A 19,968-nucleotide genomic window follows, 5' to 3' on the forward strand; every position below is an offset into this window, starting at 1 on the left:
GACCTCATCAATACATGAGGTTTTATAAGGCAGTTCCCTTTTTCCTGCATGTGAACCCTGGGCTGCAGGTCATGAATCATAGGTTTGAACGAAAATGGAACAGCAAGGCATCGCCGTCCCCGGCACCCGCTGGGGCGATCTCCTGTCCGGCCGCAATGCAGTGCGCTCACTTGCCCTGGCGGGCGGGGTCGCACTGCATGCGGTCAACGTCTACATCGCCACCACCATGTTGCCAACCGTGGTGGAGGACATCGGTGGCCTGGATCTCTACGCATGGAACACCACGCTCTTCGTGGTCGCGTCCATCCTGGGGTCGGCACTGTCGATCAAGCTGCTTGAACGTGCCGGGCCTCGTGGAAGCTATGCACTGGCGACGCTCATCTTTGCAGCCGGTGCCGTGATCTGCGCGCTCGCGACCTCGATGCCGATGATGCTGGTGGGGCGACTGGTGCAGGGTGTCGGCGGCGGCTTCCTGTTCGCACTGGCCTACGCCATGATCCGGCTCGCGTTCGAAGAGCCGCTCTGGCCCCGCGCGATGGCCCTGGTTTCGGGGATGTGGGGCGTGGCGACGTTGATCGGACCTGCGGTGGGCGGCGTCTTCGCCGAATGGGGCGTATGGCGGGCCGCATTCTGGTCGGTCACCGCGGTTGCCGTGTTGTTCGCGCTGCTGGCGTCGAACGTCCTTCCGCAGAGGGAGGCATCGTCTTCAGCTGCGGCCAGGTCCTCGGTCCCGTGGCTGCAGATCCTGCTGCTGACCCTGGCCGTCATCAGCGTCTCCCTTGGCAGTACATCCTCGAGCGCAGTCAACAATTTCATTGGCATCGTGATGGCCGTGTTCCTCGCAGTGGTGCTGGTGAGGATCGAGTCCCGCGCGAAGCAGACGCTGCTTCCTTCCGGCGCTCTCCGGCTCCGCTCGCGGCTGGCCGCGTTGTATGGGCTGATGTCGCTGCTGGTGGTGATGATCACCAGCGGCGAGGTCTTCGTGCCACTGTTCCTGCAGGTGCTGCATCAGCAATCACCGCTTGCTGCGGGCTACCTCGCGGCGCTGATGGCGGCCGGTTGGACGCTCGGGTCGTTGGTCGGCTCCGGCTTCAGCGGGCGCGCCGTTGACCGGGCGTTGATGATCGGCCCGGCGCTGGGGTGGGTGGGCATGATCGGGCTGGCGCTGCGGGTGCCGGCTGCGGGCAGCGGTACGTGGTTGCAGATGGTGCCGATCTGCGTGGCGCTGGCCGTCATCGGGATCGGCGTGGGTCTGGCTTGGCCTCACCTGCTGACACGTGTTCTGACCTCTGCACCGCCGGAGGAACAGGAGCGCGCCGGTGCGTCGATCACCACCATCCAGCTGTTCGCCACCGCGGCCGGGGCAGCGCTTGCCGGGATGGTCGCCAATGCAGCGGGACTGATCGAGCCGGGCGGGGCCGAGGGAACCGCGCGTGCGGCCCGGTGGCTGTTTGCCACCTTCGCGTTGGCGCCGATGCTGGGCATGCTGCTGGTGAAGCGATGCCGCTTTCCGGCAGACGTGAACTGAGGAACGGAGGAGGGCGCAGCGACCTTGCCGGGCCGCTGCGCCATGCCATCAGTTGCTGGCTGCCTTCACGGCTTCGGCCGCGTCAATGATGCCTGGCCCGCAGCCACCCGGGCAGTTCGCTGCGGCGATCGGGTGCGCAGTGCGACGCAGGATGTCCTTGACCTGGTCGGTGGTCTTGGGCACCGGCGCCACCGCTTGCATCAGCGCGACGATGCCAGCGACGTGAGGCGCCGCCATCGAAGTGCCGGACATGAAGTCGAAGGCGTTGTTACCCACCGTGGACAGGATGCCCTGCGCCGGATGCTGACGGGTCGGGGCGCAGTTTGCCTGGCTAGGCGGCGTGGCCAGCGGCAGGAACTCGCCGACGGACGCGCGGCAGGACCAGGTTTCACCACCGGGTGCGGTGATATGGATGCCTGCGCCATAGTTGGAGTAGAACGCGCGTCGCCCGCCCTGATCGTTGGCAGCCACCGCGATCACGCCCTTGCAGTTCGCCGGAGCAAACTCGGACACATCCAGATTGCTGTTGCCGGCGGCGACCACCACGATCGTGCCCTGCGCGGTGATGTCGTCGATTGCATCCTGCTCGGCCGGCGAGCAGGCGCGGCGGCCGCCCAGGCTGAGATTGATGACTTCGGCCGGGTTCGCATTGGCCGGGACGTTGGGCACGTTGATACCGGCACTCCAGAGCATGCCATCGATGATGTCGGCGGAACCGCCATTGCCCTGGTTGCCGAGTACGCGTACCGGCACGACCTTCGCGTTGTAGGCCACGCCGGCCACGCCGATCTGGTTGTTGGTCACCGCAGCGACCGTTCCGGCGACGTGGGTGCCGTGTGCGATGCCCGAGGCATCGAAGGCATCGGCGTCGCGTCCATCGCCATCGTCGGATCCGCCACAGCCGGGATTCATTCCGCCGATGATGCACTGCCAATCACTGAACGGACGGGTCGACGAGATCATGTCGTAGCCCGGCAGCAGGTTGGCCTGCAGGTCGTTGTTGTTGAGGTAGCCCGAATCGACCACAGCCACCACCACGCCCTGGCCAGTGGAGCGATCCCACGCGCCGGGCAGGCGCGCACCACTGGTCGGATTGCTGTAGTGCCACTGCTCGCCGTAGCGTGGGTCGTTCGGTGTGGCGAATGCGCTCATCATGTAGTTCGGCTGCACGTACTCCACATCCGGATCGTCGGCGATGCGCTGCATCAGGATCTGCGCTTCCGGGAGGTCCAGTGGCTTGTCCGTGGTGACCACGTCGGCCCCGCCGCCCATGCGGCGTTGATGGGTTACGGACGCGGCTGCTGGCGGTGCGTTGCCGATCGAACGCTTGCTGCGCTGCTGGACGCCGAGGCGCTTCTTCAGCGCATCCTGCGCGGTGGTGGCGGAGACGCGCTTGCTGCTGCCGTCCCGGTACTTGACGATGAAACTGCTGTACTGCTCGTTGCTGGCCATGCCTCGCGTCCATACCCGTTCGGTGGGTTGGGCGAAGGCGGGGGCGCTGGCCAGGACCAGGGTGATGGCGCTGGCAAGGGAAACCCGAAGCGACGTACGCATGGATACAGTTCCTTTGTGGAAGATGTGTCGAACAGGCCGTGCCCTTCGGGCTCGGCTTGGATGTGAAGGGTGCAGGTGTCCCGTGGTCTCCTTTTGATGGCGACCAAGGACGAACGGCTTCGCGGACACATCCCCCCCAAGGAGAGGGTGGGAAATTTCTGAAGTGGTTTAGTGATGTCGAAAGCGAGAGAAGATGGCGGTTGCCGACATTGCTTGACGGCATCGGACCGCGATTGCGCCGGGGCGTCGAACTTCGCAGCGGCGTAGAGCAGCCAATAAAAAAGCCCGGAAACCCACGCTGGTGGAATTTCCGGGCTTCTCCGGTCCTTGACGAACCGTTCGTTGGTGGAGGTGGGCTCTACCGTAGTTGTGGCGCAGGCCCTTGCGCTGCGATGGTCTGGCCCTACGCCGCGTCGGCGATACCCCCGCTCATACCCCCGGTTTCGCCCCCCTGGTCGCGCTGCTCCATCTGGTCCTGAATCCAGGAATCGATCTCCGATTCGACCCAGCGAACGGAGCTGCCCAGATGGACCGGTTTCGGGAACTTCCCACCGGAAATGCGCAAATACAGGGTCGACTTGGCCATGCCGACGCGGGCCAGAACCTCGGCGCGACGCAGGAGGCGGCTGGGGGGGACTGCGGTGCTCTCGTTCATGCTTCCTCCTTCGGCGCGCCGGCGGCGGCCAGTTTGGTGCCGCGGAAGCGGCGTGTGTATAAGTCGATGAAACGTAACGTTTGAAGCCAGCCGGCGAGGGTGAGGGCGAGCATTGGGGGCTGGTCTGTAGATGCTGAGCTTGTGCAACAATCAGCCTTCAACGAAGGGAGCGACTCATGCCTATTGGACACCTGGCCCACACCCATTTGCCGTATTGCATTCAGAAAACCTCTGACGGGAAATGGCTTTTGCTCAATCGCAACTACAAGCCGCTCGGCACTGTCGGCAAGGAAATTTGGGTTGACTACGACAGTCACCCTGATCGAGTGGCATTGGACCATCGAAGCGTCGCTGCTTTGAAAAAGCTGGCTGTCTACGAGATCGAGGATCAGCCCGAGGACCCGGGAATTCTCTACTTCTACAAAGACGGCGACACGATTGCGGACACTGACGCTGCCTGGAACAGCTACGCCAAGGTCCTGCAGGCGGTGGCCAAGGCCAGAGTGAAGTAGTCTGGTTTCATAACGATTCTCCGGGTCGTCGGCCTTGACGGCCACGATTCCGGCCACGGCAACGGCCAAGGCCACGGCCAAGGCCACGGCCATGCGCTTGCGGTCTGCAGCGGTCAGTTGCCCGCCCGGGAAGATGATGATCTGGCTCATCAGGCCACCGCCCTGATGTCGATCATGCCCAGCAGCTCGGTGAACGCGAACCTGTAGGCCTTGTGGTCTGGGTGCGACGAACAGTCGGCGGCGTCCTGTGCCCACAGCGGGGCATCTCGGAACTCCCACGGGCGGGTGACCGATCCGGCGACCCCAGCCGTGAGTCGATTCCGCGCGGTATTCGGCTCACCATGCGCTGACTGGTAGGCGGCGAGGGGGGCGGCTACGTCCTGAGCGAACGCCAGCAGCCCGCCGCGATCAAGCAATCGCGTGCCATCTTCTCGACTTTCCTCGGCGTGCACGTCCGCCAGCGACAGCACGCGGTCGAGATCCAGCGCATCCCCGTGATCGACCGGGGATGGCTGGGCGTCTTCCTGCACCGGCACGCGGTACAGCGCCGACACAGCGCGGCCCGTGCTCGCCGCCTCGGTAGCCACATCGCCGTCAGCGGTGAAGCGCACGCTGCCGTCCTCGGGGTGCGGCCACATCCATGCGGCCGGATAGGCTGCGGAACCCAGCAGCGCGTCGCCGTCGCCCCGCAGCTGCCGCAGCCGGTTTGCCACGTCCATCTTGCTCATGCCCGGCTGCCCGAACAGGGCGTCGGCAATCTGTGCGTCCAGGCGCTCGCTGGCGCCGTCTGCCATCGTGGTGTTCATGCGTGCGTCTCCAGAATGAAGTTGGGGTCGATCTGCCAGCCGGCCTCGCGGGCACCGAGCAGGCGCAGCTCGTTGGTGTCGAACTCGTCCAGGCCGAGCAGCTTCGCGGCGAGCTCGATGTGGTTTGGGGAGATGGGCCGGTCTCGGTAGAAGAGGTCGTAGACGTTGTGCTTCGAGCAGCCCCAGGCGTCGGCCAGGTCCTGCATGCGCTTGCCTTCTTCCACCAGGTGGCGCTTCAGGTGCGCGCGCACGCTGTCGACCGAGCGGGGGATGCGGATGGGCCGGCCACCGGCGGCCATGCCGTTGTGGGCGTGCTGACGGCGGCTCATACGGCAGCCCTCATGAACTGGAGCTTGCGCTGGCTGCCATTGACCAACGGACGGCTTCCGGCGAGCATCGCCCGACCAGCAAGGAGCGCGTTATGAAGCCAGAGATCCAGATTGATTCGTTGAGCACCAGCTACTACGGCCAAGATATCTACGTCGAGGCCTGGCAGCCGACCGGCGGGAAGGCATTTGTGCACCTGGTGCAAGCCGGTGATCTCCCGGATATTGAAACCCCCGACTGCGGGGAGCACGACACACTCGACCAGGCGCTGCAGGCCGGTCTGCGCCTGGCGACGTCCTTGATAGACAACTAGTCCCGTGCTCATGCCGCGTCCCTCATCAGGCCAAGGGCCAGCGCCTTGGCGGTGCGGTTCGGGACCACGTTGCCGATCTGCTTGGTGATCTCGGTGGCGTTTCCTGCGAAGTCGTACACCTCGCCCTCGTCATCGAACGACGTGGCCCGTGCCAGCTCGCGCCAGTGGAGCATCCGGTAGTTGATGTCGATGCGGACCTCGTCGGCGACATCTGCTGCAGCGGCAGCCAGGCCGAGCTCGCCCCGGTTGGCGCAGGTGATGGTCGGCAGCGGCTCATCGATGCCGCGCACGCGCTCGCCGCCGTGGTGGGTGACCGGCATGGTGAACGGCTCAGCTAGAGCCAGGGATTCGGAGCAGGTGATGGTGGGCATGGGCTCGCTGGCCGGCCGCATATCGCCCGTCCGGCCGGTGCCGACATTGCCGCGCATGACGATGGATTCGGCCAGCGCCATCTCGTTGGATCCGGTCAGCGCCGGCATCGGCGCGTCAGCGTCCAGCACGCGGCTCACGGGATTGCGGCCGTCGCTGTCACCGTGCCCGGCGCGCATCAGCACTGGCTCGGCCAGGCCGAAGCGAGCCCTGGTAGTCACGGACGGTACCGGCTCGCCTACCGACGACGCGGTCAGGCCTGAGCCACCGCCGTAATACGGGGCCACCAGCGGCACGGCCAGCGCTTAATCACCGCCCCTAGCGGTGGTCACCGTCCGGATCGGCTCAGCGGCAGAGCGCGGCACGCCGGCGCTGCTGGAGTTCGACGTGGGCACGATGATCGGTTCCACCAGCTGCGGCCGTGCGCAGCCGGGGCGCTCGGCGCCCGCGCCGCCGGTGGTGATGGTGGGAAGCGGCTGGTCCAAGTCGCGCGCTGCACCGCCGCTGCTGGTCGCCAGCACCAGCCCAACGTGGCTGCCGCCGGCGGTTAGCGTGGGCAGCGGCTCGTCGGCGGACTTCGCCGTGGCCTGCAGGTGCTGCTCGCTGGTGCCGCGCAGGTGAACCAGCATCGGGGCCGCGCTGATCAGGCCCAAGGCCGCTGCCTCAGCGCGGCTGAACACCAGCCGCGGGGCCTGGCCGTTGAGCAGGGCCTGCACGGCATCGATGTAGGGCCGGGGCCAGCTGTACTTCACCGCGCCGGCGAAGATCCGCCGCAGGGTGTTCGGCTTCAGCGGCTTCAGCGGCTTCATGCGGGTGAAGATGCTCTTGCCGGTCATGGTCCAGTCGATGACCTCGCGCGCGCCACGCCAGCGCGGCCGGCTGCCCAGCAGGTCGGTACCGCCCACGCGATCGTGCGTGAACTCCGGCCAGGACAGGCGCTTGCCGTCACTGCGGCCGATCAGGAAGAAGCGGCGGCGGGTGGTCGGGCCGCCGCCGTCGCAGCCGCCGCGACCTTGCCGCAGGAGACGATGCATGACCGCGATGACAGCAGCTACGCGGAAGATCCGGGCGAAGCGGGCCAGCCGGCCCATCTACGCCCTCTGCCTGCGCCTGGTCGATCCGGCCACGGGAGAGGAGATTGGCGCGTTCGCCCCGAGCAACGACATCGATCGCAGGCTGGCCAAGGACCGCGGCTACCGCGTCGGCCATGAGTACCGACTGGAGATCAAGGCCTCGCGCAATGCCGCGTTCCATCGCCTGGCCCATGTCATCGGTCACCTGCTGGTCGACAACGTCGAGGCGTTCCGTGACCTGGACGCGCATGTCGCGCTGAAGCATGTGCAGCTGGAGTCAGGTGTCTGCTGCGAGATTGTGGAGATGGACGCCAGCCCGGTGGTGAAAGCACTGCTGGATGCCGCAGAGACCGTGCTGGGCGCCGGGGCGCGGAAAGTGCTGGCGGCGGTGCTGCCGGAGATCCGCACCATTCCGGTGAAGGTGGCTCAGTCCCTGGCCTTCGATTCGATGGAAGAGGAGGACTTCGCCGACTTCTTCAAGGGCATCACCGCCTGGATCGGTGACCACTACGCGCACGTCATGCTGGACGACGTGCGCGCGGACTATTGGCGGATGGTCAATGGCCGGCAGCGGGGGAAGGCAGCCTAGTGACTCTCCATATCCTGATCAGGCAACCGATTGGTTTTTCCACACAGCGCGATGAGAAGCGGGGCAAGCTCTTGAGCCAGCGCGATCGTATTCTCGCAGTCCTGCAGAATCTGAAGGCGAGTTTCATCTCGAAGAGATTCCTTCTGGATTACGTGCATGGCTTGTTGCAGCCAGAACAGGCTGGAAACGAACATATTCGCTACGGAACCAGCAGTTCCCATCAGATGGAATGTCGGATGGAACTGCTGGACGGTTGGCGCAAGATCGAATGCATCAATAGGAAAGATACGCTTGAGTTGGTCAACCGATTGCTTCTCTTCCAAGCACTCTTTCAGCATCTGTGCCCGCCGTCGATATGCGTCGACGAAAGGTTGCAATGCTCCGGCTGTGTTGATAGCGCGTTGTCGCTGATCCTCCTCCTTCGACTTAACCTCTTTGCGTTTCTGCCAGGCAGGTACACCAAGTGCGACAGCTATAGCGAGAATGCTACCCACTGCTTGAATCCAAGCTGCCTGAGCCTCCGGCTTCAGCGCACACCATCCAATCCATTCGCAGTCCATGCAGTCCTCCATTGTAATTGGGATAAGCATGAAGCTTGGGCGCTCAACCGGCAAGGAAACTCGTGCGCAGCAGGCCAGGCTGGCGGCGATCAAGGATGTCGGGCGCCTCGTCTGTCATCACACCAGCGTGAGGCTCGACGACGTACGCGCCGAGTTCTGGAGGATGGCTGGGCAGAACCGGAGGGTGGCGTGATCCTACGTAAAAGCCAGAGAGAGCCAGTGCTTGCGGCGCCAGCGGTCCAAGGCAACTTGGAGCGCAAGGCAGTGGGTTTGGATTCGCGTGTGATGCTCGCGGGCCTGCTGCACTGTGAACTTGTTCTGACGGTAGACGCTGTCGCTGGCTGCGCGCGTCCAGTCTTTCATCATCTTTTCGGTCGCATCTACTGCGTGGCCTATAGTAGGCAGCGTTTCTGGCGGTGTGTCGGGGTTTTGCAGGTGTGCGCGAGCGGCAGTGAGCGCTGCTGTGAGGTCGACAAATGGAGTGCCAAGGACGTTCTCGAGCTGGTCGATCACGGTTGCATAGTAGGTGGCAATGCGGTCCAGTTGTTGCAAACAGCCAACAGCACTGCGTCGCCGATCAAGATCGTCGATCCTGCGCATTCTGATTGGCACATAGATTGCCAAGAAGAGCGCGACCATTGCGCCAATGACCTGAATCCAAGCGGCCCATTCGGACTGGCCAAGGCATGGCCAGTCGGAGGGCAAAAGACAGTACCGCGCGTCCATGTGCATTCCTCGAGAACTGAGGTGCCAGCATGAGGCGAGGACGCTCAACCGGCAACCCGACGGTTGCCCAGCAACAGCGGATGGATGCCATCACCGAGATTGGCTGCATCGTCTGCGAGGCCCTTGGCCACGGCTTCATGCCCTGCCAGGTGCACCACCTGCTAGTCGGCGGCAAGCACGGCCAGCCCCGGCGCGGCCACGACCTCACCATCGGCCTGTGCCCTTCGCACCACGTCGGTGAGCCGATGGCGGGCCTCAGCCACTCCGCCTGCGCCGATCGGTATGGCCCCAGCTACGCCCGCGAACCGCGACGGTTCCGGCAAGAGATCGGCACCGACGACTACCTGCTAGACCTGCAGAACACCCTGATCGAACAGCACCTGGAGAAGACCTCATGGCGACTAGCCGCCTGATTATCAGAATCGACCCCGGCCGAATCGGCGCCATCGCGGCGTTGGTCGACGGCGCGCCAGGTCCGGTGATCGACATGCCGCTGCTGACCGTCGGCGAGAACGAGGAGGTCGACGCCAGGGCCATCGCGGTGTTCATCCGTGCTGCGAAAGACATGAACCCGGGTGCAGCCGTGTCCGGGGTGATCGAGCGGGTGCGTGCCATGCCGCCGAAGCGGGGCGCCGACGGCAAAGAAGAGCGGCGGGCAGGTCCTCAGTCGTCCTTCAACTTTGGCGACCACTACGGAAAGGCCAAGGCCGCATTCCAGCTGCTGGGTATTCCCTACATGCGTGCGGAGCCTGCCAGCTGGAAGCGCCGGTTCGGTCTGACCGGCCAGGACAAGGATGCGGCTCGCCTACTAGCCATCCAGCGCTTTCCGTCCGCCGCATTTCTGTTGCAGCGGAAGAAGGACAACGGCCGGGCCGACGCGCTGCTGATCGCCCTGTGGGCCGAGCACCAGCTGGCCATGGGCCAGGCCGCCGCATGACCGGCGCCGAGCTGCGCATGCAGAAGCGGTACCGGTCCTACGTGCAGAAGCACGGCCGATGCTCGGTCTGCCAGTTCCGCACCCTCGGCCCCGCTGGCTTCCACTGCAAGGGCTGGCCCGACCGGACCGGCACCTGCGACACCGACAGAAAGCTACCGGTTTTCCGATTCGATGACGCCGTACTGGAGGGCATGCGCGATGCGCAACAATGATCCGCTGACCGAAGATCTGCGCCGCTGGGGGCACGCCCAGGTGAATCGATTTGCGCTGAGCCGTGCCGACAGGAGCGTGCACGTCCTGGACAAGGTGCGGGACCATGCCCCGATGACGCGGGAGCGGGCGGTCTAAAATCTGGTCGGTCGCGACGGCGCCGACCGGCGTCGGCTTCTGGCTGCCGCCGCAGGGGTGAAGGGCCTGCGCATGGTGCCTATGTGGGCAGCAGATCCGATTCGCGCGTCCAACGACGCGGATCACCCTCACGACAACCCAGAGATCGCGGTCGATGTCGGCGTTCCGGATGAGCTGCGTTGGATCGACCGGGCGCTGGCATCGATGGAGCGGCAGTATCCGGTGCGCGCCCTGATCGTCCGGACCGAGTTCACCGTGCCGGCCAGCCAGGCAGTAAAGGCGCGAATGGTGGCCGAGCAATATGGCGGCGTGCTCACGCTGAGGCAGTATCGATACGAGTTGGCGAAAGCGACGGACTGGCTTCGCGGCAGCATTGCGGCTTAGCATCTGGCCACTACAAGGAGGAACAGCCATGGCCGGGTATTGTCCGAAATGCTCAAAACCTGTCGAGAGACTCGAGACGGAGAACGTTCCGTTGGATCCGAAGAACTATCTCGGAGGTGTCACCTATAGCTGCCCGGCCTGCAAGACCGTGTTGGGCGCCGGGTTCAACCCGTGGCACTTGCTGGAGAGGATCAGAAACGGTTAGGCGATCTTTTCTTGACAGTTACGTTATCGAATGGTTTGATTCTGCAACTGTCAAGAATTGTCCCTGAAGCCCCGGCCCTGCGCTGGGGCTTTTGCGTTTCCAGGACCCAAAAACCGATCAACCACCGCGCCGAATCCCCCTCCGCTCGCCGTGAGGCGATTGGGGCTGGCGTCAACGCAGGCGGGCGGTCTGCGCACGGCCCTTGGAGGCCGGGCAGTGCCTAGGCAGCGGTGGTGATCGGCCCTCTAAGCCCGCGCCCCCCGGACAAACCACATCCTCGCGCACCAGCCGGTTGCGGGGCGGGCACCTATGCAGGAGAAGTCGCCATGGCGCAGATCACGGCACAACAAGCTGGCGGCGTGAACGTCGTGGCCTTTCTCGACATGCTGGCCTGGTCCGAAGGTACGGACAACGGCAAGCAGCCGACTAAGGACCGTGGCTATGACGTGATCGTTGGCGGCCAGCTATTCAACGGCTACCCGCGCGAGTGCTGCGGCCTGATCGTGGCCGGCGCCGATGGCGAGACCTACATTTCCTGCCGCAACGTGGCCACCACCCCCAGCGAGCACTTCCGGTTGCCGGCTGAGGACTACGCCGACGCGGAGGACCAGGGCGAGGTGCTGGCCGTCGTGCACAGCCACCCGAACGCCTCTGCGGCTGCCTCCGACGCTGATCGGGTCATGTGCGAGGCCAGCGGCCTGCCGTGGCACATCGTGAGCGTGGGCCAGTGCACCGGCGCAGAGCCGGAGTGTGGCGACCTGCAGACTATCGAGCCCTGTGGCTACGAGGCGCCGCTGGTTGGCCGCCAGTTCGCCCACGGGGTGCTGGACTGCTACACCCTGGTGCGGGACTTCTACGCCCGCAAGCTGGGCATCCAGCTCAGCCAGTACGAGCGCGAGGACGACTGGTGGGAGAAGGGCCAGGACCTCTACAGCCTGGACCGGCTGCGCGCCGAAGGCTTCGAGCTGATCGATGGCGAGCCACAGCGCGGGGATATGGTGCTGATGCAGATCCGCTCGCCGGTGCCGAACCACGCCGGCGTCTACCTGGGCGACGGCCAGATGCTGCACCACATGCACGGCCGCCTGTCGGAGAAGGTGGTCTACGGCGGCATGTGGGCCGAGCGCACTCGCTACATCGTCCGGCACAAGGGGGCCCGTCATGGCTGAGCGCCTGCGCACCATCCGCCTATACGGCTTGCTGGGTGCTCGCTTCGGCCGCAAGTTCCGCCTGGCCGTCAGTAACCCCGCTGAGGCCGTGCGCGCTCTGTGCGTGCTGCTGCCGGGCTTCCAGCAGTACCTCATGGGCGCCAAGGCCAAGGGCATGGAGTTCGCCGTGTTCGTCGGGCGGCAGAACCTGACCAAGGAACAGCTGCACGATCCGCCCGGCGCTGACGACATTCGGATCGCTCCGGTGCTGGTGGGTTCGAAGCGCGGAGGCGTCCTGCAGACAATTCTCGGCATCGTGCTCATCGTGGTCGGCGTCTGGACCCAGAACTACCAGCTCGTCTTCCAGGGCGGCGTCATGGTGCTGGGCGGCGTTTCCCAGATGCTCGCACCACAGCCGACAGGGCTTGGCGCCAAAGACAGTGCCGAGAACACCCCGAACTACAGCATGAACGGCGCCGTCAACACGCAGGCGCAGGGCAACCCTGTGTCTGTCGCCTATGGCGGCCACGACACCAAGGGAATGTTCGTGGGCTCGGCAGTGATCAGCGGCGGCAACTACGCAGAGGATCAGCAGTGAACGTAGTCATCAAGTATCAGCCCACGCAGCTGGCGCGTGCCTGCTCGCCGGAGGCCATTGCCGGTGGCTTCGCGCGGCGGATCGCGACGTCGGTCAGGGGCATGGGGGTATCGGCTTTTCGTGGGCGGTGCGATACCCCTAGATATACCCCCACCGTCTCATAGCCTGCAACGGAACGGCATGGACAAGGGTGGAAAACGAAAAAGCCGGAACCCCTTATTTGACGAGGGATTCCGGCTTTTCGTGGACCCTTGCGGACCCGGTATTGGTGGAGGTGGGCGGATCGTCCCAGCACCTCTTTCTAAGCAGTTGAACTGCAAGGAAAAGTTGCCGGGCCCGCTCCCTCAAAACGATACCTCAAACGATACCCAATCGTAGCATGCAGGCACGGTAAGGGGCTCGTGGGCGGCCGTTCTCGAAAGAGGACGGCATGCTGTGGAAACTTTTGGCGGTGATGGCTTTGTTGGCCGGCGTTCCGGCCTGGGCGCAGGGCGGTTCGATTCCGCCCACCGGAACGGAGCAGGGTTGGAAGGGGCTGCACCTGGCGGAACTGGTAAGCGAGCCCGGGGAGGGCCTGAGCGATTTCATGCTGCGCATTGCCCCGGTCCTGGACCAGCACACCCGTGAAAGCGGCCACGAGGTTTGCGGCATGGTCGCCCAGTCTGCGGATGCAGAGCGGTTTGGCATCCGCTTGGGCACGACGAAAGGGGCGATGACCTGTTCCATGTCGCGGTCCAACGTGCCCGACGGCATGCACGCCCTGAACGTCTCTATCCACTCTCATCCCCACACCCGTTCAGTGCTGCCGACCGCCGCAGACGTGTCCTTCTACGCGGAAAATCCGCTGTCGTCGGGCCGAATGGTGAAGCGTGGGCGTTCTGAGCGTGTGGGCGGCGCCTACTTCTCAAGCGGCGATTATGCCGCCGGCCCGGGCTACCTGGTGGCAGAAGGTCAGTTGCTCTACCAGGAGGGCAAAGGGACCGAAAGAAACCTGGGCCACTTCGTTGTTACGCCGGGGGAGTTGGCGGAACCCAAATAAACCGAAATGAAGCCAAGAGGAAGCCCCGCAATGCGGGGCTTTCTGATGCTACGTCAGGGCAGAACGCGGTAGTAAAACGCAACGCTGCCGCGTATGACGGAGCCGTTGTCAGTGGAGGCGTTGCCACGAAACTCAAACTCCACGCGCTTACCGTTGAAGCTGAGAACCTGGTTGCTAGCCGTGAATGACGTCGGGCTTCCCGGACGTGCGGTGTTGCTGCTGCTCCCACCGCCAGTGATGGTTGCAGTGATGCCATTGAACGTGATTTCTATCTGTCCATTGCCCCGCACTGGTCCCCAACTGCTGGACCACTCGGAACTCTGGCCCGCCAGGTAAGTCCAGCTCGTGGCTTCGGTCAACGTGCGGTTGCCCACGGTTCCGTAGGCATTGGCCACAGACAGATTGACGAATCCCGAGGTAACCACCAGCCCCTGCGTGGCGCAGTTGTTGGATGTAGTCCCCCACCCGCTGGTAGCCGTGTAGGTGCCGCTCCAGCTATCCGACGTGCTCGACACCGGCGAGCCGGTGGCGGCCGGGCACACCCAGGACGTGGTGCGCGTGCCGTTCTCGACGCGGCTGCGCTGCTGCCAGTGCTCGCCCACCTGGCCAGCCGGGCAACCGACGTTTTGGCGTTCGGCCGGCGCGTCGCGGGAGATGGCCACGGAGGTAGGCGACGGAGCCACGCACGCGGGCGCGCATGTGCTGGAAACAGTCGTCCACGGTCCATAGGTCCCCGTGGCCCAGGCCTCGTAAGGCCCGCCCACCTCGCCGCAATAGCCCTCTCGTTGCTGCCAGTGCTCGCCCACTTGGCCAGCTGGGCAACCCACGTTTTGAGATTGCGTCGGCGGCACCGTGCAGACCGGCAAAACCTTCGGCGTGCTCGGAGGTAAAACTCCCGGCGTTGGCGGCGGGGTCGTCGGTGTCGCTGGTGCTGGCGGGGCCGTAGGCACGGCCGGGGGTGGTGCTGAGGGCGTGCCAGGCGTCACCACGCCAGGCGTTCCAGGCACAGCATCGCCCACGCTGGGGGCTCCATTGACCGGGGCGACTGGCGTGGCTGGGTTGGTCGGGTTCACCGATGGCGGAGCCGTAGGCAGCGCGATGGACGACACCGCAACCGACGAGCCGGACGCCAGACCGGAGAAATACACGAAGCCCAGGCGGTCCCCGCCGTGCTGCTCGCACGCAACGGCGGCGCTGGCCGGGTCGTATTTGTTGTTCACATAGACGCTCTCGCCATTGACCTGCGCATCGGCAACGGCCGGGTCACCGGCCATCGCGGCAACCAGCTTGGCGCATGCCGCCTTGGGCACGTCGCGGGTTTCGACTAAAAACGAGTCGTTGCCGTGCTTGACGGTGTTCGGCAAGAACGACACCGAGCCGCCCCATGCATTGCGGAGGCCATCGCTGTGCCGCAGCCGCTGCGCGGCCAGGCCATCGGTTCGCACGAGGGACGTGGACAGCCCAGAGAAGCCGCCTACGATTCCTAGCGAGCGGTCGATGGCCGTTGCGGTTTCGCTGAAGTCCATTTGTGTTTGCTTCACGTCGGCGGCCACCGATGTGGGACCGAACAGCAGCCAGCCGGCGGCCGCCATGGCCGACATTGCGGCCAGCACCAACAACACCTCCACCAGCGTATAGCCGCCCGGCTTCTGGCCACGCGGAGCGCTTGGCGGAAGCGTCGGGCACTCCGCCTTGCGCTTGCGACGCGCGTCGAGCAAGTCGCCCAGCGAGCCCAGGAAGTGAACGCGCAGGGCTTCCCTCTGCTGTTCAAGCAGCGGGTCCGTGGGTCTCTTATCGTCGCTCATGACCGGGCCGCCTCTCGTGCGGCCGCACGAGCTTCGAGGTGTTTGATGCCGCGCTCGCGCAGTGCGTCCCGCCTTTGTGGTTCGCGCTCGAGTTGGCCGGCGATGATCAAAAGGGCACCCACAATCTCTGCCTCATCCCAGCCGTCTGCACCGGCGGCGATGACCAGTCCGCCCAACCCAATCTTGCGGTGCGCATCGGCCGAGCGGAACAGTTTGGCGCGCTCCTTGGCTTTGTCACGCGCGGCCTGGCGGGCTTGCCGCTCTTTCTCTTGCTTCTCAGCGACCAAGAGCTTTGCTTGCTCCTTCGCCGCGGCTTCCAGCATCTTCGCCAGTTTTAGTTTTTGCTTTTCAATATCTGCCACGGCACGCCTGCATTAAGTCCTGATAAACCATGCAAGCAGATTCGGCGCGGAGCGCAAGGGGGCAATGCCCATTTTCTGGCGCGAGCGAGCAGCGAGCGCCGCTTTTGACTTTGGCTAAAAAGTTGACAGTTCCGTTGTGCATGTAACTCTGATTCAGGGGGCCAGCGAGCGCAGCGAGCAGCCCCGGTTCTCTTTAGTTTGATGCGGGTGCGAAGCGCCCAAAGAAAACAACAAGAGCGCACTTAGAGTAATCCCTTCGGGATTACGTGCGGTCAGGGGCTTCGCCCCCGACACCCCGGCGCGCTTCGCACGCCAGCCCCCCATTGCTCGCCCCCCAAGGGGCTGCGCTCGGAGACTGGATTGGCGATTTACCACCTCACTGCTAAGGCTTACTCGCGCTCGGGAGGACACTCGTCCACCGCTGGCGCTGCCTATCGTGCAGGGGTGCGGATTGAAGATGCATTGACCGGGACGGTCCACGACTACACGCGCCGCCAAGGCGTCGCGTTTTCGGCGCTCTGCCTTCCAGGCGAACAGACCGCCGACCGGGCCGAGTTTTGGAATCGGGTCGAGGCCCACCACAAGCGTGGAGACGCCATCACGTGCCGCGAGGTGGAGGTGGCGCTTCCCGCCGAACTTTCGGCCGAAAAGCGCCAAGAACTGGCGCATGGCTTTGCCCGCCATTTGGCCGAGCGCTACGGCGTGGCCGCTGACGTGGCCATCCACGAGCCGAGCAAGGGCGGGGACGGGCGCAACCACCACGCCCATATTTTGCTCAGCGCGTGCAGCGTCAACCCAGACGGAAGCTTGGGGAAGAAGGCTGTGGCGCTGGACCCGATTGCGTGCAAGCGAGCCAAGCAACCCACACTGGCCGAAAGGGAACGCGAGTTCTGGGCCACGGCCGTCAACCGCATGCTGGCCAGCGAAGGCATGGCTGCACGCGTGGACCATCGTTCGTTGTTGAGCCAGCAGGCCGCGGCCGTCCAAAACGATGACTTCGCCAAAGCGGCCCAGTTGGACCGCCCGGCCACTAAGCACGAAGGCAAAGCGGTCACCCAAGCCCGCCGCCGTGGCGAACGGTTGCCGCGCGCCAAGCGAAACGACCGGGTCCGCCGAGCGGCCGACAGCCGCGTCATCGCCCACGCCGAGCGCTTCGAGGCATTGAGAGCCCAAGCCGCAGCCGAGGGGCGCTTGGCCCATGTGGACGAGCAAGCCCTGCACGCACAAGCGCTTCTGGAACGCCGCAAAGAATCGGCGGTGCGCTTGCGCGCTGCTGCCCAGCCATCCCCCACCGAGGCCCCACGCCATGACCGAACTACCACCAATTCCCAGCGCCGACGCGCCCCCGCTCTCACGCGAGATAGCGTTGATGCTCTCCGAGTCAGAAAACCCGGAGTTGGCAACGAGCGCATGCCTGCGCTGCGCCCACTCCACAACCTTAACCCTGGGCTGGCCGGTGGCGGACGACCAGCCGCCGAAGGGGCCGGATTTAGTCGTGTTTTGCGGACAGATGCACCGCGACATCACGACCCTCGTCCGGCGGTGCTCCGCATTCCAGTCCAACTCCTGACGCCCAAGCCAGGGGCCGCCGTCCAGGCGCGTGCACAGCGTCCCGCTGCGCACAAAGCCGGAGCATCCATGCCCCGGCCGGCCCCCGTTGGGGGCGGTCAGCAGGGAAAGGGGGCGGCAGGCATCGAGCGCGCTTCACGCAAAACCACACCCAACAGACAGGCGGAACTCATGGCAGGCGAGCAGGTGGCAAAAAGTTTGGACGAGATGATCGAGATGATGTTCAAGGTGGCGCGCCGGGCCCTTCAGTCCAGCAATGCCACGCCTGAGCAGCGTTCTGTCTCTCGCACGCTCCTCCAACGGCGTGACGACTTGGCCGAAAAGCGCCAGGCGCATGAGGATGCCAAACAAGCCAGGGAGGACGCCAGGCTGGCCCGCCGCAGGGCGGTGGCTGACGCCAACACGTTCCCAGTGCCCACGGATCTCCGCTCCATGTTGCTGCGCAAGGTGGGACGGCCCACCGTGAAGGACCGGGCCGCGCAGGCGATGCAAGAAAAGAGACAGCAGGCCAGGCGGCAAGAACAGCAGGCCCGCGCATTACGCGAACAGACCAAAGAAGCCACAGACAAGGCCGGCGTGGCGTTCGAGCTGGCAACGGCGGATTTTTTGACGCAGTTCCCGCACCAGTTCCCGCCCGCCAAACCCACCGCCGACATCTCGCCATCACCCACGCTTAAGCCGCTGCCGGAGTCTCCCACTGCATCCCGACAGCCTGCTACCTTCAGCAAGCGGCCAGGGCCGGCCTAAAACCCTTGCCCGGTGAGGAGGGTTAGCCTCATCCTTTACCAAAATGAACTTCAGGCGAAGGCGCATGTGGATTTGCACCGATTACAAAATCGATTGGACCGCTATTGCGGCAGGCATCGCACTTTGGATATGGGTTCACGATACCTTGCGGCGTCGCAAAGAAAGAGCGGCAAGCCGTAGGCTGCTGGCTCAGATTATGACCAAGCCATTCATGGAAGCTGAAGTAGAGATTGCACGCTTTAGGGAATCACTAGTCGCAAGGTTTGGTGGGGAGGCAAGCGCTCGAGAGTTGTTGGATACACCCGTCGAGGGAAGGGAGCAGATTCAGGCAAAGGCATTGCGAGTAACGCTTGACCTTCCAAGTCAGTTTATTGATAAGGCAGATCTGTTCGATTCTATTTCAGCCTCGCTTGTTGCCAAGGCATTCGCTCAGATTGGATATTTGCATCGACTGTGGAAGTTACAAGTTGAGTCAAATGACGATGTAGATGCTCAGGGCAGGCTGAGGCTGGCGGCCGCTGCATTTGAGCAAGTGGCCGTTACAGAAAATGCCATTAAGGAGGCGCTGAACGCCATGTTGCGAGTGGGAAAGGTTTCCTGATAAGTGCGAGTTAGCTTAGAAAAGAAGCCCCCGGCTTGACAAAAGCCGAGGGCATCTTATTTTGAATCCACGGCCCCCGAGTTAGCAGACTCGGAGGCGAGCAAATGTAGGAATCAGCTACGACATGCCCAGGCAAGGCCCCTTGAGGCCACTCTAACAAGCCTGGACGGAGCCGCAAGCCCCCTCTTTACTCGCCCCCCGAATCTGCCCAGCCCGAAGGCCGTTGGTAGCCGTAACTCGTTGTCGGTGGAAAGACCGGCTGCGCACAAGGAGAACTGGGAGCCCGCAAGGGCTTGGGTTGACCCCACCAGGGTGCGCAGGCTTTGAAGCAGGGGGACCGGGCGCTGTATGGCCTGCAACCTGCGCCAACCAGGTAGTTCAAGCGTCGCAGAGGCGTGGGGAGTGCTCAATCTGGCCCCACTCGTGTGCCCTGTCGCGGTCCGACTATCAGCGGTTTGTGGCCCATGGATGGCAGCTAGGATGATATTTTCCAGCGACGGCTGGGGAACGGGCAAGCCCACAGGAGAGACGCCACATAGTGGTGACGGAACCCTGAGCCGGCGCGGTTGGACCGCGTGAATCCGTCGTAGCGGTGTAGTCCTTCTATCACCGCGCCCGACTGTCGGGCCGTCCCTTGGGGCGGTAACCAACGGGGGCCAAGTCACCCCGACCGCTTCGCGCGGAGGTCCTAGGGGAGACTTTGCCCTTCATCGTCGGGGGGAGCCGGAGGCGACCCCCAAGATGAAGGGCAAAGCAGGGGAGCTTAGCGAAGCTTTAAGGGGAAGAAGGGCAGGCCCGGGCTTTTCCAGTTCCAGAAAAGCACATCGGCGCGCGTCGGCCCCTTGCGCATCCAGCGAGATGCGCTAAAAACTGTCGATGGACAGTGCCACCCGCCGAGCCGCCGCCAAAGCGGCAGACAAACTTCTGAAAGCCGCTGGTTACGACCCGCGGGGCAAGAACCTGCGCAAGACCATGAAGAAGAAACGCAAAGCGGCCCACGTTGCCCGGCAAGGGAAAAAGCCGGGGAAAATGCGGGGTGCTTTGGCCCGCAAGTCCATGGCTTGACGCCTACTCATGTGCATACCGTCGCTGGGACGGTATTCCTGGCAGTTTGACTGGCGTCGGGGTATTGTTCGCCTACACACTGCTAGGAGGCATACCGTGGGCGAATGGTCGGACTATTTTGACGATTTTCCGGAGGAGAACCCAGCGA

General features: G+C 64.3%; 25 protein-coding genes and 1 pseudogene. 15 read left to right on the forward strand and 11 right to left on the reverse strand.

Going from position 1 to position 19,968, the window contains the following annotated elements; translation table 11 throughout:
- Nucleotides 1–94: 94 nt before the first annotated feature.
- A complete protein-coding gene (locus ACZK3J_RS08820; RefSeq protein WP_125895154.1) occupies nucleotides 95–1,528 on the forward strand; it encodes an MFS transporter in 1,434 nt (477 codons plus the stop codon).
- Between the two features lie 48 nt (nucleotides 1,529–1,576).
- On the opposite strand, the gene ACZK3J_RS08825 is transcribed toward ACZK3J_RS08820, so the two are convergent.
- The 5 genes from ACZK3J_RS08825 to ACZK3J_RS08845 form a co-directional block, all read right to left on the reverse strand.
- Entirely contained in the window at nucleotides 1,577–3,082 is a 1,506-nt protein-coding gene (locus ACZK3J_RS08825; RefSeq protein WP_223224726.1) for a S8 family serine peptidase, read from the reverse strand.
- A gap of 403 nt (nucleotides 3,083–3,485) precedes the next feature.
- Nucleotides 3,486–3,737: a helix-turn-helix transcriptional regulator gene (locus ACZK3J_RS08830; RefSeq protein WP_049462607.1), complete on the reverse strand. Its 252-nt coding sequence runs from the start codon at nucleotides 3,735–3,737 to the stop codon at nucleotides 3,486–3,488.
- Entirely contained in the window at nucleotides 3,734–4,399 is a 666-nt protein-coding gene (locus ACZK3J_RS08835) for a hypothetical protein (protein WP_049462608.1), read from the reverse strand. The genes ACZK3J_RS08830 and ACZK3J_RS08835 overlap by 4 nt, the downstream gene beginning before the upstream one ends.
- The gene (locus ACZK3J_RS08840; protein ID WP_049462609.1) at nucleotides 4,399–5,055 is read right to left on the reverse strand and encodes a hypothetical protein; all 657 of its coding nucleotides are present in this window, start codon (nucleotides 5,053–5,055) and stop codon (nucleotides 4,399–4,401) included. The genes ACZK3J_RS08835 and ACZK3J_RS08840 overlap by 1 nt, the downstream gene beginning before the upstream one ends.
- Nucleotides 5,052–5,384 (reverse strand): hypothetical protein, encoded by a 333-nt coding sequence (locus ACZK3J_RS08845; protein ID WP_080356552.1) that lies wholly within the window; start codon nucleotides 5,382–5,384, stop codon nucleotides 5,052–5,054. Before ACZK3J_RS08845 ends, ACZK3J_RS08840 begins: the two co-directional genes overlap by 4 nt.
- Nucleotides 5,385–5,476: 92 nt before the next feature.
- Here ACZK3J_RS08845 and ACZK3J_RS08850 point away from each other — a divergent pair, with 92 nt between their 5' ends.
- Nucleotides 5,477–5,695, forward strand: a complete 219-nt coding sequence (locus tag ACZK3J_RS08850; RefSeq protein WP_049462610.1) for a hypothetical protein — start codon at nucleotides 5,477–5,479, stop codon at nucleotides 5,693–5,695.
- Between the two features lie 8 nt (nucleotides 5,696–5,703).
- Here the strand turns inward: ACZK3J_RS08850 and ACZK3J_RS08855 are convergent, their stop codons facing one another.
- Nucleotides 5,704–6,360, reverse strand: a complete 657-nt coding sequence (locus ACZK3J_RS08855) for a DNA cytosine methyltransferase (RefSeq protein ID WP_049462611.1) — start codon at nucleotides 6,358–6,360, stop codon at nucleotides 5,704–5,706.
- A 9-nt stretch (nucleotides 6,361–6,369) separates the two neighbouring features.
- Nucleotides 6,370–7,098, reverse strand: a complete 729-nt coding sequence (locus ACZK3J_RS08860; protein WP_049462612.1) for a hypothetical protein — start codon at nucleotides 7,096–7,098, stop codon at nucleotides 6,370–6,372.
- Here ACZK3J_RS08860 and ACZK3J_RS08865 point away from each other — a divergent pair.
- Entirely contained in the window at nucleotides 7,097–7,726 is a 630-nt protein-coding gene (locus ACZK3J_RS08865) for a hypothetical protein (RefSeq protein ID WP_049462613.1), read from the forward strand. The two genes, ACZK3J_RS08860 and ACZK3J_RS08865, sit on opposite strands and share 2 nt — an antisense overlap.
- Here ACZK3J_RS08865 and ACZK3J_RS08870 read toward each other — a convergent pair.
- Nucleotides 7,723–8,286, reverse strand: coding sequence for a hypothetical protein (locus tag ACZK3J_RS08870; RefSeq protein ID WP_049462614.1), 564 nt, complete (start codon nucleotides 8,284–8,286; stop codon nucleotides 7,723–7,725). The two genes, ACZK3J_RS08865 and ACZK3J_RS08870, sit on opposite strands and share 4 nt — an antisense overlap.
- A 195-nt stretch (nucleotides 8,287–8,481) precedes the next feature.
- Complete coding sequence (locus ACZK3J_RS08875) at nucleotides 8,482–9,012, reverse strand: hypothetical protein (protein ID WP_049462616.1); 531 nt, start codon at nucleotides 9,010–9,012, stop codon at nucleotides 8,482–8,484.
- An 80-nt stretch (nucleotides 9,013–9,092) separates the two neighbouring features.
- On the opposite strand from ACZK3J_RS08875, the gene ACZK3J_RS08880 reads away from it, so the two are divergent.
- The 9 genes and pseudogenes from ACZK3J_RS08880 to ACZK3J_RS08920 all read left to right on the forward strand — a co-directional run bounded on the left by ACZK3J_RS08880 (nucleotide 9,093) and on the right by ACZK3J_RS08920 (nucleotide 13,671).
- Nucleotides 9,093–9,425, forward strand: a complete 333-nt coding sequence (locus ACZK3J_RS08880; RefSeq protein ID WP_049462617.1) for a Ref family recombination enhancement nuclease — start codon at nucleotides 9,093–9,095, stop codon at nucleotides 9,423–9,425.
- Nucleotides 9,407–9,949 (forward strand): RuvC family protein, encoded by a 543-nt coding sequence (locus tag ACZK3J_RS08885; protein ID WP_049462618.1) that lies wholly within the window; start codon nucleotides 9,407–9,409, stop codon nucleotides 9,947–9,949. The genes ACZK3J_RS08880 and ACZK3J_RS08885 overlap by 19 nt, the downstream gene beginning before the upstream one ends.
- The gene (locus ACZK3J_RS08890; RefSeq protein ID WP_049462619.1) at nucleotides 9,946–10,161 is read left to right on the forward strand and encodes a hypothetical protein; all 216 of its coding nucleotides are present in this window, start codon (nucleotides 9,946–9,948) and stop codon (nucleotides 10,159–10,161) included. Before ACZK3J_RS08885 ends, ACZK3J_RS08890 begins: the two co-directional genes overlap by 4 nt.
- On the forward strand, nucleotides 10,148–10,297 hold the full coding sequence (locus tag ACZK3J_RS08895) for a hypothetical protein (RefSeq protein ID WP_238380392.1): 150 nt from the start codon (nucleotides 10,148–10,150) through the stop codon (nucleotides 10,295–10,297). Before ACZK3J_RS08890 ends, ACZK3J_RS08895 begins: the two co-directional genes overlap by 14 nt.
- Before the next feature lie 57 nt (nucleotides 10,298–10,354).
- Nucleotides 10,355–10,681 carry a hypothetical protein gene (locus ACZK3J_RS08900; protein WP_238380393.1) on the forward strand — a complete coding sequence of 109 codons (327 nt, stop codon included), beginning with the start codon at nucleotides 10,355–10,357 and terminating at the stop codon, nucleotides 10,679–10,681.
- Between the two features lie 531 nt (nucleotides 10,682–11,212).
- A pseudogene (locus tag ACZK3J_RS08905) lies at nucleotides 11,213–11,365 on the forward strand (lysozyme); the annotation flags it as partial.
- Nucleotides 11,366–11,389: 24 nt separating this feature from the next.
- Entirely contained in the window at nucleotides 11,390–12,055 is a 666-nt protein-coding gene (locus tag ACZK3J_RS08910) for a C40 family peptidase (protein ID WP_238380396.1), read from the forward strand.
- Nucleotides 12,048–12,632, forward strand: a complete 585-nt coding sequence (locus ACZK3J_RS08915) for a tail assembly protein (RefSeq protein WP_049462620.1) — start codon at nucleotides 12,048–12,050, stop codon at nucleotides 12,630–12,632. Before ACZK3J_RS08910 ends, ACZK3J_RS08915 begins: the two co-directional genes overlap by 8 nt.
- 430 nt (nucleotides 12,633–13,062) lie before the next feature.
- Nucleotides 13,063–13,671, forward strand: a complete 609-nt coding sequence (locus ACZK3J_RS08920) for a hypothetical protein (protein ID WP_076739247.1) — start codon at nucleotides 13,063–13,065, stop codon at nucleotides 13,669–13,671.
- A gap of 53 nt (nucleotides 13,672–13,724) precedes the next feature.
- On the opposite strand, the gene ACZK3J_RS08925 is transcribed toward ACZK3J_RS08920, so the two are convergent.
- Nucleotides 13,725–15,476, reverse strand: coding sequence for a type 4 pilus major pilin (locus ACZK3J_RS08925; protein WP_076739246.1), 1,752 nt, complete (start codon nucleotides 15,474–15,476; stop codon nucleotides 13,725–13,727).
- Nucleotides 15,473–15,838, reverse strand: a complete 366-nt coding sequence (locus tag ACZK3J_RS08930) for a conjugal transfer protein TraD (RefSeq protein WP_076739245.1) — start codon at nucleotides 15,836–15,838, stop codon at nucleotides 15,473–15,475. Before ACZK3J_RS08930 ends, ACZK3J_RS08925 begins: the two co-directional genes overlap by 4 nt.
- A 462-nt stretch (nucleotides 15,839–16,300) precedes the next feature.
- Here ACZK3J_RS08930 and ACZK3J_RS08935 point away from each other — a divergent pair, with 462 nt between their 5' ends.
- The 3 genes from ACZK3J_RS08935 (at nucleotide 16,301) to ACZK3J_RS08945 (ending at nucleotide 19,820) form a co-directional block, all read left to right on the forward strand.
- A complete protein-coding gene (locus ACZK3J_RS08935) occupies nucleotides 16,301–18,154 on the forward strand; it encodes a MobA/MobL family protein (protein WP_254005085.1) in 1,854 nt (617 codons plus the stop codon).
- A gap of 64 nt (nucleotides 18,155–18,218) precedes the next feature.
- Nucleotides 18,219–18,755 (forward strand): hypothetical protein, encoded by a 537-nt coding sequence (locus ACZK3J_RS08940; RefSeq protein ID WP_076739244.1) that lies wholly within the window; start codon nucleotides 18,219–18,221, stop codon nucleotides 18,753–18,755.
- A gap of 876 nt (nucleotides 18,756–19,631) precedes the next feature.
- On the forward strand, nucleotides 19,632–19,820 hold the full coding sequence (locus ACZK3J_RS08945) for a hypothetical protein (RefSeq protein ID WP_478476775.1): 189 nt from the start codon (nucleotides 19,632–19,634) through the stop codon (nucleotides 19,818–19,820).
- Nucleotides 19,821–19,968: the final 148 nt, after the last annotated feature.

It is taken from the genome of Stenotrophomonas sp. 86428_Sma, assembly GCF_056481585.1.